This is a genomic window from Bacillus sp. FSL R5-0560 (genome assembly GCF_037966305.1).
GTDB lineage: Bacteria > Bacillota > Bacilli > Bacillales > Bacillaceae > Bacillus > Bacillus mojavensis.
In genome coordinates this window covers 980,347-995,191 of record NZ_CP150195.1, presented here as the reverse complement: position 1 = coordinate 995,191, position 14,845 = coordinate 980,347, and the positions used below count along the sequence as shown (strand labels likewise).

The window sequence follows — 14,845 nt, the reverse complement described above, 5'->3', positions numbered from 1 at the left end:
TTTTTAATTACCGCTTTTTTCTGCACAGCCTTCAGCAAGCTTTGATAAACTTCCGGCAAGCTTACGCAAATATTGAAGCTGAGACGTGTCAAGCTTCTGATACAGGCTCGCGCCCATTTTTGCGTATTGCACAGCGGCTTCTTGTAAAAGTTCTTCCCCCTCTTCGGTTAACTGAATCATTACGATACGGCGGTCATCCGGACTGTCATACCGATTCATCAATTGCCGGTTATATAGGATATCGGTCATCCGGGTCACAGAAGCAGGCTTAAGATCAAGAGACATGGCCAGCTTGCTGAGCGGCGTGCTTCCGCTTTGATGAATTTTAAACATCAGTAAATATTGAAGGACTGTAATATCAAAAGGCTCAAGCACAATCTCCAATATCTTCTTCTGTTTTTTATAGATAGCCCGAGACGTATCGAAGAGCTGTTCAAAAGTGAGCAAAGCACGTTCTGATTCAGTCAACTCCTTTTCACCTCATTCCTCAATAATAGTTCACAAGATAAAATATTAATAAATGAAAGAAGATTTGTCAAAGGAAAAATCTCTTTTTCCCTCTTATTTTTTTCGCAATCGCTTTCTTACTTTTTTTAAATAAAAAAAAGCCCTGAAATGGGCTATTCACTAGGATAATTGATGGCTGATGCCAGCTTCTTCATTTCTAAAAAAGTTCTTCAGCGCCTGAAAAACATCTGACTTTTGTTTTAAAATATAGTATTTGAATTTCTCGTCTTTTACATTTTTATAAGCCGACATTAACGTCGAATGTCTGTTGTATTGATTGACCTCGCCATAGCAGAACAAATTCGCTTTCTTCATAATATCATTCACCAATTTCACGCAACGCGCATTATCAGATGTCAGATTGTCGCCGTCAGAGAAGTGAAAAGGGTAAATATTATAACGGGCGGGGCTGTATTTTTCATCAATCAGTTCAAGTGACTTTCGATATACGGAAGAACAGATTGTTCCGCCGCTTTCTCCTTTTGAAAAGAAATCTTCCTCAGACACAACTTTTGCTTCTGTATGATGAGCAATAAATTCAATTTCAACTGTTTCATATTTCGTCCGTAAGAAGCGGGTCATCCAGAAAAAGAAGCTTCTCGCCATATACTTTTCCCACACGCCCATACTGCCGCTCGTATCCATCATTGCTAACACGACAGCTTTTGACTCAGGCTTCGTGACATCGTTCCATGTTTTATATTTTAAGTCCTCCGGATAAATCGGATAGAAAGACGGCTTCCCTGTCATCGCGTTGCGTTTAAAAGCCGACATCATTGTTCTTTTCTTATCAATATTACCGGTTAACCCTGTTTTTCGGATATCGTTAAACTCGATATCCGTGTGAATGATATTATCTCTTTCTTTTTGCTGGAGATTCGGAAGCTCTAATTCTTTGAAGAGCGCTTCTTCTAAATCCATTAGTGAAACTTCTGCTTCATAATAGTCCTCGCCCGCCTGATCTCCGGCTCCCTGTCCTTTACCCGGCCCCTGTTTTTTGTCTGATCCGTCCCGGGCTACAACATCTCCAACCTGGCTGTCGCCGTCCCCTTGCCCTACGTGTTTATTTTTATCGTAGTTATAGCGGATTTTATACTCATCCAGTGAGCGGATAGGAATTTTCACTACATCTTTGCCGTTAGACATAATAATGCTTTCCTCAGTTACGAGATCCGGCAGATTGTTTTTGATGGCTTCCTGTACTTTTTTCTGGTGGCGCTGCTGGTCATCGAAGCCTTTGCGATGGAGGGACCAGTTTTCCTCAGAAATCAAAAAATGGCCGCTGTCATTTTGGGACATGAATTCCCCTCCTTAACCATTTGTGGTCGTGATACATACCTATTCCGGCTTGTGCCAGATTATGAAACAAGTCTTTCGAAAAGATTTATATTCATCATATGCGCATAAGTACAGTTAATTGACAAACTATTTAGAAAATGGTACAAAACAACCCGCCCTGTCCGGACGGGTCACTTGCTTATCGGTTCAGCAGGCTGCCGACGTATTTCAGCAGCTCATTGGCACTCGTCGAGTTGTAGCCGTGCTCATCAATTAAACGGGCTACGACTTCATTTACTTTCTTCAGCTGCTGCTCATCAGGGGTTTTCGTTGAGGTCGTAATTTTAACAACATCCTTCAAGTCAGCAAACAATTTTTTCTGAATGGCTTCACGCAGTCTTTCGTGGGAATTGTAGTCAAACCGCTTTCCTTTTCTCGCATACGCGGAGATGCGGATTAAAATTTCTTCGCGGAACGCTTTTTTAGCATTTTCGGAAATGCCGATCTGTTCTTCGATTGATCTCATCAGCTTTTCGTCCGGATTCATTTCTTCTCCTGTCAAAGGGTCACGCAGCTTATTTTTATTGCAATAAGCCTCTACGTTGTCGAGGTAATTATCCATCAGCGTTTTGGCTGATTCTTCATATGAATACACAAACGCTTTTTGGACTTCCTTCTTCGCAATATCATCATATTCCTTACGGGCTGCAGAAATAAGATTCAAGTACCGTTCCCGATCCTCGTTTGAAATAGACGGATGCTGATCAAGTCCTTCTTTTAAAGAACGGAGAACATCAAGGGAATTGATCGACTCCATATTTTTTCTGATAATGGTAGAAGAAATGCGGTTAATCACGTAGCGCGGGTCAATTCCGCTCATGCCCTCATCATTATATTCTTTCTTCATGTCCTCAACGTCCACTGAATTAAAGCCTTCCACACTTTCTCCGTCATATAGTCTCATTTTCTTCACCAGATCAATATCAGACCGCTTCGGCTCTTTTAATCGCGTAAGGATTGAAAACATCGCGGCGACCTTAAGTGTGTGCGGAGCAATATGAACATCCGATACATCACTTTCTGCGATCATTTTTTCATAAATTCTTTCTTCCTCAGACACTTTTAAGTTATAAGGAACAGGCATCACAATGATTCTGGAGTGCAGGGCTTCGTTTTTCTTATTAGAAATAAATGAGCGATACTCCGTTTCATTCGTGTGAGCCACGATCAGCTCATCAGCAGAAATTAACGCAAATCGCCCGGCTTTAAAATTCCCTTCCTGTGTCAGTGAGAGCAAATGCCAGAGGAACTTCTCATCACATTTCAGCATCTCCTGAAACTCCATCATGCCTCGGTTCGCCTTGTTCAGCTCTCCGTCAAACCGGTAGGCGCGCGGATCAGATTCAGAACCGTATTCAGCAATGGTTGAGAAATCAATACTTCCCGTCAAATCGGCAATATCCTGAGATTTCGGATCAGACGGACTGAAGGTGCCGATTCCCGTACGCTTATCCTCAGAAAAGAAGATTCGCTCCACCCTCACATCTTCAATTCGCCCTCCGTACTCTTCCTCCAGCCTCATCACATTTAATGGTGAAAGGCTTCCTTCTATTCTAATGCCGTATTCTCTGTAAAAATCCTCCCGCAAATGATGGGGGATTAAATGAAGGGGGTCCTCGTGCATCGGGCAGCCTTTAATCGCATATACAGCACCATTATCCGTCAGCGTGTACGCTTCAAGACCTTTTTTGAGCATTGTGACCAGCGTTGATTTACCGCCGCTCACAGGGCCCATTAAAAGCAGAATCCGCTTTCTGACATCAAGCCTTTTCGCGGCCGGATGAAAATATTCCTCCACAAGGCGCTCGAGGGATTCTTCAAGCCCGAACAGCTCGCGGTCAAAAAAGCTGTACTTCTTCCGTCCGTCAATCTCCTCTATCCCGCTGTCTTTTATCATATTAAAAACACGAGAATGAGCAGATTGCGCGACCATTGGATTTTCTTTAATAATCTCCAAATAATCAGCGAATGTTCCTTCCCATTTCAGACGCTGCTCTTCCTCTCTGTACTTTTCAATTTTCTTTAATATATCCATAAGGACCTCCTCTATCATGTTTGATGCGCTGTGCAAAAAAAGGTACTTTGATACAATCTATGCCGTCAGCTCGTGATACATGCTTTGGTTTCTTAAAAATAAAGATACCCTATGCAGCGTTGACAAGGCAGACTGCGTGCGTTCATAATAAAGAAAATACAGAATCATCCAGACTCGGACAGCAGGAAAAATTGAAGAGGGGGAGAGACGGTGAAAACAATCATCATGATGGGTGTCATTGTCACTTTTTTAGTATCAATTTTTACCGCAGGATACGATAGTAAGCCGGGAAAAGAATAAAAAGAAAAGGGGTGCTCCCTCTTGAGAGCACCCTTTCTCTGTGTAACAGAACAATGTTTTACAACTTAACTCTTTTCATAACTTTTGAATGCTGATCGCATTCGCATTTGTTTTCAAACTCAATTGTGCCGATTTTACAGCCTGGCCCGATAACAACTTCTTTCCCTCTGACCACCGCCGCCTCGGTATGTTCCAAATAGATTTTATCTCCCTCTATCAGCTCCGCAGTTAGTCTCGCTTTTTTTCGCGTAAAAAAGCGCGCACGTTTTTTTACTTTAATTGACGTTCCGCCTATTTCACGGACCCGGCTGGCATCATGACTCAATCCGATATCAATCTCGCCTGCATTCAGCAAACCTGTTACGTCCACACAGCCAGTGATATGAAACGATTCGATTTCACAATCGCCTTTAACGCTGAGCTTTCCTTTTGCTTCGCACGAATCCCCTGCCATATTGCCGCCGATCTCTGTCAGACCTTTCAGCTTCAATCGGCCAACATGAAGAGCGCCTCTGACTTGCATTGTCCCGTATATGCTGATTTTGCCCGCACTCAAATCGCCTTCAAACTCGCTTTCTCCGAGTACTTTCAGCCGTTCAGTCTCCGCGTTCCCGAGAAAACGGCCTGTGCCGTATATGCGGCAGCCTGCAGCGGACAGTCCTTCTCCAATCACACCTTCACCTTTGATGCTGACATGGTGATAGGCGCCTCCCGAAGCGTGCCCGGCACCATATAATTTTAAATGTCCTAATTTTGCTGTTTCCATATGATCCTCCTTACATTCTTGTGTATGTGCCTACCGAAGCGTTCGGATCACAAGTGTAATCGCCGCTGTATTCCACAGTCTCAATCTGGCAGTTCGGACCGATTTTCACTGTGTTTCCCCGCACAATCTTGGCGTTCGTATGTGTCAGCTCAATCACGTCTCCCTCAATCAGTTCAGCTGTTAACACAGGCTGCGGCATCAGCTTCAGCAATGTCAGCATCCCTTTTCTGCCCGTCACTTGAAGATGGCGGCAGCCGATCTCCCGCACATAACTCTCTCCAGAAGAAAGCTTGATATTCACCTGATCAGCATTTAGGAGACCGCTGACTTTGCATTTCCCTTCAGTCTGAAATGTTTCCGTTTCGCAATCGGCTTCCATGACCGCCTTTCCGGTGATCACAATGTCATCAGCCTTGACTGCTCCGCCAAATGTTGATGATCCCGCGACCTTCAATTGTTTAGCGGCGGTCTCACCTTGGATAAAACCTGTTCCATTCATGCGGATGGATTCTGCATTAACATCCCCATGAATTTTGCCTGAGCCGCTGATGGTTACTGTTTTTGCCTTGACGCTCCCGTCCGCTTTACCGGTGCCGTTGAATGAAAAAGAGTCACACTCCACATCTCCGGCCACAGTTCCGCTGCCATTAATCTCAACTGATTGAAATTTTCCGCCCTTCGAACTCCCCGTACCGTTTATCACCAGATTATCCATTATTTCCATTGATGGCCCTCCTGCATATATTTTGTCTTTAGTTCCTCTGAAGCATTGGCTAAATCCACTCTTTCCACAATCTTAACGGACGACTCAAAAAGGATGCTGTCTGCGGCAGCCGCTATAAAACAAGTCGTTACACCCAGCTTGCGCAAAATGATCAGTTCCGTCTGTTTCTTGATCTCCGCTGTTTCATGCTTCTTCAATACGTCAGCAGCCAATTTCGCTTCTTCCAGGCTGACATTTCCGGACTGTAAAAGCCCTTCAAGCACATACAGCGACAGCAGATTACGAGAAGAAAAAACCGTTTCTGCTCCGCCTTCTGAATAGACATGGAGAGCCGGCTTTGATATCAAGCCTTTCGTCAGCAATTCATCAGCCGTCATGCTCACATCCTTCATTTTCGGTGACAGCATCTCCCGCATCTCATCCAAAGACAAATTTTCTTTCATCTTTTGAATGATTGAAATGCGCTTTAAAATATCCTCTCTAGGAAAAAACGTCTCTTGCCCTGTAAATGTGGATTTACGTATAAACCACTCCTCAGGGATTAAATTTTTCCGTTTCCATCGATACAGCTGACCGTATGAGATGGATGTTTCTTCAAGCAATTCTTTTTTAGAGATTAATTGATCTTCCATAAGTCCAGCTCCTTTGATGGATACATTGTAACATAACACTGTTACGTTGTTAAGCCTAAAATAACAAAACACAGTTCTATAAAAAAACCCGCCCATACACATGGGCGGGTTTTTCACTATTTTAAATCTCGGTAATTTTGCTGACGCAGCGCCTCATACACTAGAATCGCTGCGGTATTGGACAGATTTAGCGATCTGACATGCTCTGTCATCGGAAGACGCAGGCATCGGTCCATATTATTTTGAATTAATTCCTTTGGCAAACCGCTTGTTTCTCTTCCGAACACAAAGAAATAATCCTCGTTAATATCCGTGTAGTCAAAAGATGTATGCGGCCTTTGACCGAATTTCGTGATGAAGAAAAACTGCCCGTTTTTATATGCCTCAAATAATCCTTCTAACGAGTCATGATACACTACGTTTACAAACTCCCAATAATCAAGTCCGGCGCGCTTCAGCATTTTATCATCAGTTGAAAAGCCGAGCGGACGAATCAGATGGAGCGTTGTATCTGTTGCTGCGCAAGTACGTGCGATATTCCCTGTATTAGCAGGAATTTCTGGTTGATATAAAACGACATGTAATGCCACTGTGTTCACCTCTAATTTTTCTTATCCGCTCATCATTATATCATTAATTACTCTTTTGTCGTATCATCAACGATATGAAAAAAGGCATATCGGATAGACGGTGTGTATGCTGTTGAATCTTCGTAAGACCAATACCTCATCCGGCTGTCATAGGACTGGGCGTTGACAAGCGGCATATTGCCTTTATCCTTCGCCACCACAATCGTTGTGTGATTAAACCGGCCGTCCCCTTCAAAATCATAGCAAATCACATCACCCGGCACCAGCTCTTCCGCTGATTTTACACGCACCGCCCGAAGGCCAGCCTTTGAATTCGTCAAATACATTTTCATCGAGTGAGCCACCGTCCAGCTATAGCTCCAAGAACTTTGTTTCATCCACCAGCCAGACCCTCTGTTCGGGTGGCCTCGCATTGGCGCTCCCCCTGCATGAAGACACTGAGAAATAAAATTCGTGCAATTATCGCTGAAATTTTTATAAGCCGGATTACGCTTGTTCCAATATTTTTCGGCATATTGTACCGCTCCGAGCCGGTCATATTGAAAAGCTCGGCCAAACGCTTCCCTTTCTTCCTGGGAATAGTCAATAATGCTTTGGCCTTCACTAAATCCCGCCGGTTTTTTTTTCACTTCCTGATCCTTAATCAGAATTTGATCATAAAGAAAAGCGACTCTTTCTTCTATATGCTCTTCCATATACAGAGTGTCATCCTGCTCCTTGTATAAATATTCGAAGTGTATGATATACCTGATGCAGGTGGTTCCGTCATCCTCAACCTGCACATTGTCAATGACAGCTTTCGCTTTCGCTTTTATCATCTCAATCTTACGTTTTTCCAGAAGCTTCTTCTTACGTTCCATGACTTCCAGGTCTCCGACTTGAGGCTCCTGTCTCAGATCATGCCCGTTCACCAGATAGCTAAGACGCTCCTCCGCTAGTTGTTCTAATATGTGCTTCAAGTTCACCCCACCCGACATACTTTTTTATAGAGAAAAAACACTTGGCTGCATCTCAAGTGTTTTTTCCTTCTGCTCTATACGTATGTCAGGACAAGACTTATTTAGTCATGCCGGCTTTTAGCAATTCAATTCCTTTTTCAATTTCCTGCTTTGCCTCTTCATCATTTTCTTTTTCCAGTGCTTTTTCAAGCTCCTCCGCGTATGTGTTGTCTCCGATTTTCCCGATCGCCCAGGCAGCCGTCCCCCTGATGACCGGGCGCGGATCTTTATGCATAAGCTCCGTCAGTTCAGACAGTGCGGAGGTGTCTTTAAAGTGGGCAAGCGCCAGAATCGCATTCCGTTGAATCGGTTTTTTTCCGCGCCACGAGCCTGAAACATGTCCGAATTTCTCTTTAAATTCACGGTTGCTGATGGTTAAAAGCGGCTTCAATAATGGTTTTGCAATCTCGGGATCCGGTTCCATTTCAGGATGAAGATGAAAATCCTTCCCTTTATTGATTGGACATACCGTTTGGCACGTATCGCATCCATACAGGCGGTTTCCAATTTTCGTGCGGAATTCATCCGGCAAAAATCCTTTTGTCTGGGTCAGAAAAGATATACAGCGCTGAGCGTTAAGCTGCCCAGGGTTCACAAGCGCTCCCGTCGGGCAAGCATCTAAACATTTGGTGCATGATCCGCACATATCCTCAATCGGGACATCCGGCTCGAAAGGTATATTTGTAATCATTTCCGCCAAATACACATAAGACCCGTACTCCGGCGTTGTAATCATACAGTTTTTGGCGCTGAACCCAATTCCGGCCCGTTCCGCCACTGCCCGATCAGACAATTCACCCGTATCGACCATTGATTTTGTCCTGATATCCTCATGCTTGCTTCTCAGAAAATCCTCCAGAAGATCGAGCTTTTCCCGCAGGACGTCATGATAATCCTTTCCCCAGGAGGCTCTGCAAAAAATGCCTCTGCGCTCAGTTCGCGTGCTTCTTGGCGCATCCTTCATTCTCGAAGGATAAGCAAGTGCAATGGCCACGATTGATTTCGCTTTCGGCAAAAGCAGCGTTGGCGTCACTCTTTTTTCAATATCAGGCTCTTCAAAACCGGAAAGATATCCGAGTGACTCCTGAAGAATCAAACGGTCTTTTAAACTGTCAAATGTATCAGCGGTCGTAAAACCGATCTTGTCCACGCCAATGCTTTTTGCGTATTCAATTAATTCTTCTTTCAGCTGATAAACGTTCATGTTTTGCACAGCCTCCTTTCTTTGTGATAAAACAATAAGCCGTTGTATAATAGGTTGATATCCCGTAATTGGAGTGAATACATGTGAATATCAAACTTGATCCTGTTATTACTGAACGTGCGGCAGGAATAAATGCAGCCGCTGTGATATATGAAAATATTGAAGTCGGCTCCTCTCCGCAAATGCTGAAAGGCAGACTTCGTTTATTTCAAGAGTCTCTGTTTTTTGACTATGCGGACGGCGGAATATCGGACCAGCCTTTCGTCAAAGAATGGCAGACAATCTTTAAGCAGCTGGACCCTTCATTCGAGGGAGAAAAAACGCCGATGGAGCAAATGCTGATCCCGATATCCAAAGAACAATTCATGGAAAGCGAGGATTCAGCCCATGATACCATACATTTTTTCGCGTTAAAATATTCTCTTCCCATTATGATCTATGATGCCGGCAAGCTTCAGGAGCCAGTCCGGATTTCAATAGGAGAAAAAAATAACATACTGATTTATTCTGATGAAAACGGTGTATTTGGCGACTTCAAAACCAACGTCAATCAAAAACCCGTGACAGCAGATACAAAAAGCATGCTGCAAATCATCTTTTTCCCGCCATCGATTGAAAAAGAAAACGCCGTTAACCTTTTAACATCATTAACGAAAATGTTTGAACAAATTCACGGCGGCGGCCATACAGTACATTGGCTTACGTAAAAGAACACGAGATTCGTGTTCTTTTTTACATAAAAAAACGCAATACTTCGTTTATCTGAGAAACGAAACACTGCGTTAATAACGTATGTATGGAGCGGGTGATGAGAATCGAACTCACGACATCAGCTTGGAAGGCTGAGGTTTTACCACTAAACTACACCCGCATTTGTGATTGTCGGTGTCAGCACCGCTTTGACTTTTATTATGTTACACGTTTATTAAAATTTCGTCAAGGGAATATAAAAAATTTGTCGAAAAAAATTTTTATTTTTGCAATGTTGTTAAGTTACATTTACATAATGTTAAATAAACTATACAATGGAAGAAAGTGAGAATATGAAGGTGGCATACGTCATGATGAAAAATAAAGTGAAAGAGCTCAGAGCGCGCTTCAGCTATTCTCAGGAAAAACTCGGAGAAACGGTCGGCGTTACGAGACAAACGGTAGCAGCAATTGAAAAAGGAGACTATGTTCCCTCACTGTTATTAGCATTAAAAATCTGCAAAGCTTTCTCCATGCAAATGGAGGATGTCTTTTGGCTAGAGGAGGAAGACTAATATGGGCATGAAAACAAAAGCAGCATTTCACCTCGTTTTGTTCGGCCTTGCATGCTGGACACTGGTTGCATACTTTGAAGCTTCGGAAGGCATTGGAGCCTTTTTCAGCACAAAGAACGGCCAGATGATGTTTGAAATAAACATCACCCCGTTTATTCTTTTTATTGCGGCAGCTGCGGTTTATATGTATTTACAAAAGAAAAGCCGGCCTGCGTCAAAAAATCTCCTGCTGCCAGATGAATTTGAGGAACAGGATGAAAGAGAGCAGATGATGACGGCAAAAGCCTGCCGTGCGTCATATATCGCCGTCTACTTTTCACTGCCTGCCGCCGCTGTCCTGCTCATTTTTTATCCGCTGTTTCAGTCACACATTCCCTTTTTCCCTATTATTGTCGTATTTATCATCATGATCATCCAGCACCTATCCTACGTCATTTCCTTCAAGAAAAATGAAAAAAACTCCGGCGCGATGTAATCGTCCGGAGTTTTTTCTTACCAGCTTGCTTTTTTCACACCGGGAATATGGCCTTTATGCGCCAGCTCCCTAAAAGCAATTCTGGACATTTTAAATTTTCTCATATATCCTCTCGGGCGGCCCGTTACCATACAGCGGTTATGGAGTCTTCCAGGTGCTGAATCTCTCGGCAGCTGACTGAGAGCTTCGTAATCTCCTTTTGCCTTTAACTCCTGTCTAATAGCTGCATATTGTTCAACAAGCTTCTGGCGTTTCAATTCTTTTGCCACTTTTGATTTCTTAGCCAAGAAAAAACCTCCTTTAAATCGTAATGTTTACGATTTAAAATGTATCATGTTGTATTCTAAAATGCAAGCACATCGCTCGGTAAAACAGACGGTCTAAGCCGTCCATTCTATTTATGCAATTCAACATAATAAAGCAGAGCATCTTTATGTTTGATCAGTTCATTTTTGTTTTCAGAGGTTTTCATTGTACCGTTAGAATCTTTTATACTGCTGCCGATCAATACAGGTTTTCCGAAAGAAATCGGCTCCGCTGATGATATATTCTGAGTCATTTCCTGTGCAGTGCTGACGTCACGCTGAAACGATGAAGCAGCCGTGCTGCTCCCTTGTTCATCAACAATGCCAAAGTGAATGGTGCTCATTTTTTTCTTCTCTTCCTCATTCTCAAAATAAACAAATTGTAATGTATCGGGATTTTCTTCCGTGTAATCAGCAGTTATCGGACCTATCGTTTCAACAAGTTTTCCGTTTTGGTAATGTTCAATGTACATGTCAGCCTCAGAAATGCTTTCGTTGATATTAGTCACTTCCGCAGCGAAGGAATGTGGAGACGCAATCTTCATTCTGTTTTTTTCAATATCTGAAACATCTGCCTCTTTGATTTCCATGTGCTTCGTATTTCCGCATGCAGACAGCATAACCATCAGAGAAAAGGCACTAATAAGTATTCTCATAAAAACAGCCTCCTTTTTTGTTATCATACCATGCTCGGAGGCTGTGTTTTCACTTAAACTGAAGCTTGATTCTCTTTGACAAAATAAGTGTTTCCGACGGCTTCTCCTCTTTTTTTCTGAAGCTTCCTTGTCCGCTCATTTTCGAACGGCAAAAGCGGGAAGACGAGCTCTGCAAAATAGTACGCTTCCTCTAAATGAGGATAGCCGGAAAAAATAAATGATTCAATGCCGAGGGCCTGGTACTCCGCTATGCGGTCGGCAATGGTCTGCGGATCTCCGACAAGAGCAGTGCCTGCCCCTCCTCTGACCAGGCCGATACCCGCCCACAGATTCGGGCTGATTTCAAGCTTTGTCCGATCGCCTCGATGAAGCTCCGCCATCCGCCTTTGACCCGAAGAATCAGCACGGCGCAAAGCGTCCTGTGCTTTGGCAATCGTGTCATCATCCAAATGGCTGATTAAACGCTCAGCCGCTTCCCACGCCTCATGTTCTGTTTCACGTGCGATCACATGCAGCCTGATGCCGAACCGCACAGTTCTTCCCTCTTTTTCCGCTTGCTTTTTGACTCTCTCAATCTTTTCTTTTACCTGCTCAGGAGGCTCACCCCACGTTAAATACACATCTGTATGCTTTGCCGCGACTTCAATTCCAGCCTGTGAGGATCCGCCGAAATAGATAGGCGGGTGCGGTGTTTGCCGCGGCGGGAATAGCAAATTGCTGTTTTCCACTTTTATATGTTTTCCTTCAAAGGTAACCGTTTCTCCGCGCAAAAGCCCCCGCCAAACAGTTAAAAATTCGTCCGTTGCTTCATAGCGCTCATCATGACTGATAAACAGTCCGTCCCCGGCTAGCTCGTACGGATCACCTCCTGCCACAACATTAATCAAGAGCCGTCCATCTGAAATGTGATCTAAGGTAGAGGTCATTCTGGCTGCAAGAGAAGGCTGCATTAACCCGGGCCGTACCGCGACTAAAAACTTTAAGTCTTTTGTTTCTCCCGCTAACGCCGAGGCGGTGAGCCAAGGGTCCTCGCACGATCTTCCCGTCGGCAGTAGGACTCCTGTATACCCTAGCCTGTCAGCGGCCTGCGCCACTTGTTTAAAGTATTCATGATCCGCCGTCCGTCCATCGCTTTCCGACCCTAAATACCTTGCGTCTCCATGCGTCGGAATAAACCAAAGAATGTCCATATCACTCTCTCCTTTTCGTCTATTTTCCCTCATAACTGTTTCTCCACTTTAATAGCTTTCGTTCTAGCAGCCTGACAAAAGAATCCGTCAGCTTTCCAACCACCGCAAAAATGATAATCCCGGCAAACACTTTATTCGTTTGTGAGAATTGTCTGGCATCCATGATCATGTAACCGACCCCAGAACTCGAACCCATCAGCTCCGCTACAACAAGCCCAAGCCATGCAATACCTAGCGATAAACGAATGCCGAGCAATATATTGGGCAGGGATGCCGGCACAATCACTTTTGTCATCTGCTGGTGCCATTTAAATTCAAGCACCCGGGCAACTTCGAACAGCTTAGCGTCAACTCCGCGAATGCCGTTAAATGTATTGATATACACAGGGAAGAAAGCGCCGAGCGCAATCAACAAAATTTTAGATATTTCATCAAAACCGAACCATAAAATAAACAGCGGCGTGACAGCCAAATGCGGAACGGTTCTGAGCATTTGCAATGATGGGTCAAGATACAATTCCGTCCGTTTAGAGAATCCGGCCAAAATACCGATCAAAAGTCCAAGACCCGCACCAAGTACAAAACCAAGCGCTGCGCGGTATATACTGATTTGCAGATGGCCAAAGAGCTCGCCTGTCAAAATGAGTTCTTTAAACGTCAGCAAGATCGCAACAGGAGTAGGGAGCACTGTCGCCGACACGATGCCAAGACTGCCGATCACCTGCCAGATGGCTATGAGCACAGCAGGCAGCAGAAGCCCCTTTGCCCACCCGTATTTGATTCTATGGGGCTTTCTTTGTATCGCTTCAGCATTTGCTTTCGGCAGTGAACCTGCAGCCTCTGCTTTCATGATGGATCACCTCCAGAGACGTTTTCCTTTAACGCTTTTTTGATAAATGAATTATCAACAACTTCTCTCACATCAATTTTCTTATCTATCGCTTTTGTTTTAAATTGAAAATCCGCTGTCTCCTGCTGCGCTTTTATAATGTCTTCACGAATAACCTCATTCAGAGGCTCCGTATTTTTCAGCACATTTTCTACGATCTTTTTATCGAGATCTTTTATTTTTGCATACAGGTCAGCCGCTTCATCCGGATGTTCCTTTTGCCATACAACCGCCTGGTTAAAAACCTTCAGAAAACGGACCACTTCGTCTGGATGTTCCTTAGAGAATGTTGTTCTCACTAATGTAAACCCTGGTGAATATAAATCGGTGCTTTCACCATTCACAAGAAGTTTTGCTCCGTGTTTGATTGTTTCTAAGGATAGGTACGGCTCCCAGATGGACCAAGCCTCAACCGAACCGTTTTCAAACGCAGAAGCCGCTTCATCAGGCTGCAGCTGAATAATGGTCACGTCATCAGCTGACAAACCTGATTGATCAAGCGCTTTATACAAAAAGTCAAAGCCGCTGCTGCCTTTCGCTACAGCAATTTTCTTTCCTTTTAAATCTTTGACCTCCTTAATCCCGCTGTCTGGATTCACAAGTATACCGTTCGCCTTTAATCCATCCTGAGACAAGCCGATTTCTTTAAAATCAATGCCTGCCGCTTGCCCAGCGATCACTGGTGAATTGCCGACTTGAGAAAAGTCAAGTTTATCTGCTGCAAGCCCTTCAAATTGTGGCGGCCCGCTTTGAAACTCCACCCATTTCACCTTGATGCCTTCTTTTTCAAAAGCCTCTTCAAACCAGCCTTTTTCCTTGGCGATTAAAAGCGGGCTTAAGCTTTGCTGTATTCCGATCCGAATTTCTTTCAATGGTTTTTTGTCACCGCTGGCTCCATTTCCGCATCCTGCCAGCAGAAAAAAAATAGATGCCAATACAATGATTCCTTGTTTCATCTCTGCTCCAACCCC

Annotated in this window: 17 protein-coding genes and 1 tRNA gene; 3 read left to right on the top strand and 15 right to left on the bottom strand. The window is 44.0% G+C overall.

Going from position 1 to position 14,845, the window contains the following annotated elements:
* Positions 1 to 3: 3 nt before the first annotated feature.
* From NST56_RS04950 to queG, 9 genes are all read right to left on the bottom strand, one after another.
* Positions 4 to 468: a MarR family transcriptional regulator gene (locus NST56_RS04950; protein ID WP_010333501.1), complete on the bottom strand. Its 465-nt coding sequence runs from the start codon at positions 466 to 468 to the stop codon at positions 4 to 6.
* A 159-nt stretch (positions 469 to 627) separates the two neighbouring features.
* Complete coding sequence (yhbH, locus tag NST56_RS04945; protein ID WP_010333500.1) at positions 628 to 1,806, bottom strand: sporulation protein YhbH; 1,179 nt, start codon at positions 1,804 to 1,806, stop codon at positions 628 to 630.
* A 178-nt stretch (positions 1,807 to 1,984) separates the two neighbouring features.
* The gene (gene prkA, locus NST56_RS04940; RefSeq protein WP_010333499.1) at positions 1,985 to 3,880 is read right to left on the bottom strand and encodes a serine/threonine protein kinase PrkA; all 1,896 of its coding nucleotides are present in this window, start codon (positions 3,878 to 3,880) and stop codon (positions 1,985 to 1,987) included.
* Positions 3,881 to 4,238: 358 nt separating this feature from the next.
* Positions 4,239 to 4,946: a hypothetical protein gene (locus NST56_RS04935; protein ID WP_326331235.1), complete on the bottom strand. Its 708-nt coding sequence runs from the start codon at positions 4,944 to 4,946 to the stop codon at positions 4,239 to 4,241.
* Positions 4,947 to 4,956: 10 nt separating this feature from the next.
* Positions 4,957 to 5,670 (bottom strand): polymer-forming cytoskeletal protein, encoded by a 714-nt coding sequence (locus NST56_RS04930; RefSeq protein WP_268504763.1) that lies wholly within the window; start codon positions 5,668 to 5,670, stop codon positions 4,957 to 4,959.
* Positions 5,661 to 6,302, bottom strand: a complete 642-nt coding sequence (locus NST56_RS04925; RefSeq protein WP_339180408.1) for a YhbD family protein — start codon at positions 6,300 to 6,302, stop codon at positions 5,661 to 5,663. The genes NST56_RS04930 and NST56_RS04925 overlap by 10 nt, the downstream gene beginning before the upstream one ends.
* Before the next feature lie 116 nt (positions 6,303 to 6,418).
* Entirely contained in the window at positions 6,419 to 6,901 is a 483-nt protein-coding gene (gene trmL, locus NST56_RS04920; protein WP_339180406.1) for a tRNA (uridine(34)/cytosine(34)/5-carboxymethylaminomethyluridine(34)-2'-O)-methyltransferase TrmL, read from the bottom strand.
* A gap of 38 nt (positions 6,902 to 6,939) precedes the next feature.
* Complete coding sequence (locus NST56_RS04915; protein ID WP_268470834.1) at positions 6,940 to 7,869, bottom strand: amidase domain-containing protein; 930 nt, start codon at positions 7,867 to 7,869, stop codon at positions 6,940 to 6,942.
* Positions 7,870 to 7,948: 79 nt separating this feature from the next.
* Complete coding sequence (gene queG / locus NST56_RS04910; protein ID WP_029441191.1) at positions 7,949 to 9,094, bottom strand: tRNA epoxyqueuosine(34) reductase QueG; 1,146 nt, start codon at positions 9,092 to 9,094, stop codon at positions 7,949 to 7,951.
* A gap of 83 nt (positions 9,095 to 9,177) precedes the next feature.
* Here queG and NST56_RS04905 point away from each other — a divergent pair, with 83 nt between their 5' ends.
* Positions 9,178 to 9,801 carry a hypothetical protein gene (locus NST56_RS04905; protein WP_168747268.1) on the top strand — a complete coding sequence of 208 codons (624 nt, stop codon included), beginning with the start codon at positions 9,178 to 9,180 and terminating at the stop codon, positions 9,799 to 9,801.
* Positions 9,802 to 9,891: 90 nt separating this feature from the next.
* Here NST56_RS04905 and NST56_RS04900 read toward each other — a convergent pair.
* Positions 9,892 to 9,965: transfer RNA gene (locus NST56_RS04900), tRNA-Gly, on the bottom strand.
* A 193-nt stretch (positions 9,966 to 10,158) separates the two neighbouring features.
* Here NST56_RS04900 and NST56_RS04895 point away from each other — a divergent pair.
* Both NST56_RS04895 and NST56_RS04890 read left to right on the top strand, forming a co-directional pair.
* Positions 10,159 to 10,359, top strand: coding sequence for a helix-turn-helix transcriptional regulator (locus tag NST56_RS04895; RefSeq protein WP_168749409.1), 201 nt, complete (start codon positions 10,159 to 10,161; stop codon positions 10,357 to 10,359).
* Between the two features lies 1 nt (position 10,360).
* Positions 10,361 to 10,834 (top strand): hypothetical protein, encoded by a 474-nt coding sequence (locus tag NST56_RS04890; RefSeq protein WP_268470828.1) that lies wholly within the window; start codon positions 10,361 to 10,363, stop codon positions 10,832 to 10,834.
* A gap of 17 nt (positions 10,835 to 10,851) precedes the next feature.
* On the opposite strand, the gene rpsN is transcribed toward NST56_RS04890, so the two are convergent.
* From rpsN to NST56_RS04865, 5 genes are all read right to left on the bottom strand, one after another.
* Positions 10,852 to 11,121 carry a 30S ribosomal protein S14 gene (rpsN, locus tag NST56_RS04885; RefSeq protein ID WP_168747266.1) on the bottom strand — a complete coding sequence of 90 codons (270 nt, stop codon included), beginning with the start codon at positions 11,119 to 11,121 and terminating at the stop codon, positions 10,852 to 10,854.
* A 107-nt stretch (positions 11,122 to 11,228) separates the two neighbouring features.
* Positions 11,229 to 11,759 (bottom strand): hypothetical protein, encoded by a 531-nt coding sequence (locus tag NST56_RS04880; protein WP_326227659.1) that lies wholly within the window; start codon positions 11,757 to 11,759, stop codon positions 11,229 to 11,231.
* A gap of 89 nt (positions 11,760 to 11,848) precedes the next feature.
* Entirely contained in the window at positions 11,849 to 12,985 is a 1,137-nt protein-coding gene (gene ssuD / locus NST56_RS04875) for an FMNH2-dependent alkanesulfonate monooxygenase (protein WP_010333487.1), read from the bottom strand.
* A 19-nt stretch (positions 12,986 to 13,004) separates the two neighbouring features.
* Positions 13,005 to 13,838, bottom strand: a complete 834-nt coding sequence (locus NST56_RS04870) for an ABC transporter permease (RefSeq protein ID WP_268504951.1) — start codon at positions 13,836 to 13,838, stop codon at positions 13,005 to 13,007.
* Positions 13,832 to 14,830, bottom strand: coding sequence for an aliphatic sulfonate ABC transporter substrate-binding protein (locus tag NST56_RS04865; protein ID WP_339180396.1), 999 nt, complete (start codon positions 14,828 to 14,830; stop codon positions 13,832 to 13,834). Before NST56_RS04865 ends, NST56_RS04870 begins: the two co-directional genes overlap by 7 nt.
* Positions 14,831 to 14,845: the final 15 nt, after the last annotated feature.

Coding starts and splice junctions, on each gene's coding strand:
- yhbH (WP_010333500.1), bottom strand. CDS start 1,806: ATGTCCCAAAATGACAGCGGCCATTTTTTGATTTCTGAGGAAAACTGG.
- prkA (WP_010333499.1), bottom strand. CDS start 3,880: ATGGATATATTAAAGAAAATTGAAAAGTACAGAGAGGAAGAGCAGCGT.
- NST56_RS04935 (WP_326331235.1), bottom strand. CDS start 4,946: ATGGAAACAGCAAAATTAGGACATTTAAAATTATATGGTGCCGGGCAC.
- NST56_RS04930 (WP_268504763.1), bottom strand. CDS start 5,670: ATGGAAATAATGGATAATCTGGTGATAAACGGTACGGGGAGTTCGAAG.
- NST56_RS04925 (WP_339180408.1), bottom strand. CDS start 6,302: ATGGAAGATCAATTAATCTCTAAAAAAGAATTGCTTGAAGAAACATCC.
- NST56_RS04915 (WP_268470834.1), bottom strand. CDS start 7,869: ATGTCGGGTGGGGTGAACTTGAAGCACATATTAGAACAACTAGCGGAG.
- queG (WP_029441191.1), bottom strand. CDS start 9,094: ATGAACGTTTATCAGCTGAAAGAAGAATTAATTGAATACGCAAAAAGC.
- NST56_RS04895 (WP_168749409.1), top strand. CDS start 10,159: ATGAAAAATAAAGTGAAAGAGCTCAGAGCGCGCTTCAGCTATTCTCAG.
- NST56_RS04890 (WP_268470828.1), top strand. CDS start 10,361: ATGGGCATGAAAACAAAAGCAGCATTTCACCTCGTTTTGTTCGGCCTT.
- NST56_RS04880 (WP_326227659.1), bottom strand. CDS start 11,759: ATGCTGTCTGCATGCGGAAATACGAAGCACATGGAAATCAAAGAGGCA.
- ssuD (WP_010333487.1), bottom strand. CDS start 12,985: ATGGACATTCTTTGGTTTATTCCGACGCATGGAGACGCAAGGTATTTA.
- NST56_RS04865 (WP_339180396.1), bottom strand. CDS start 14,830: ATGAAACAAGGAATCATTGTATTGGCATCTATTTTTTTTCTGCTGGCA.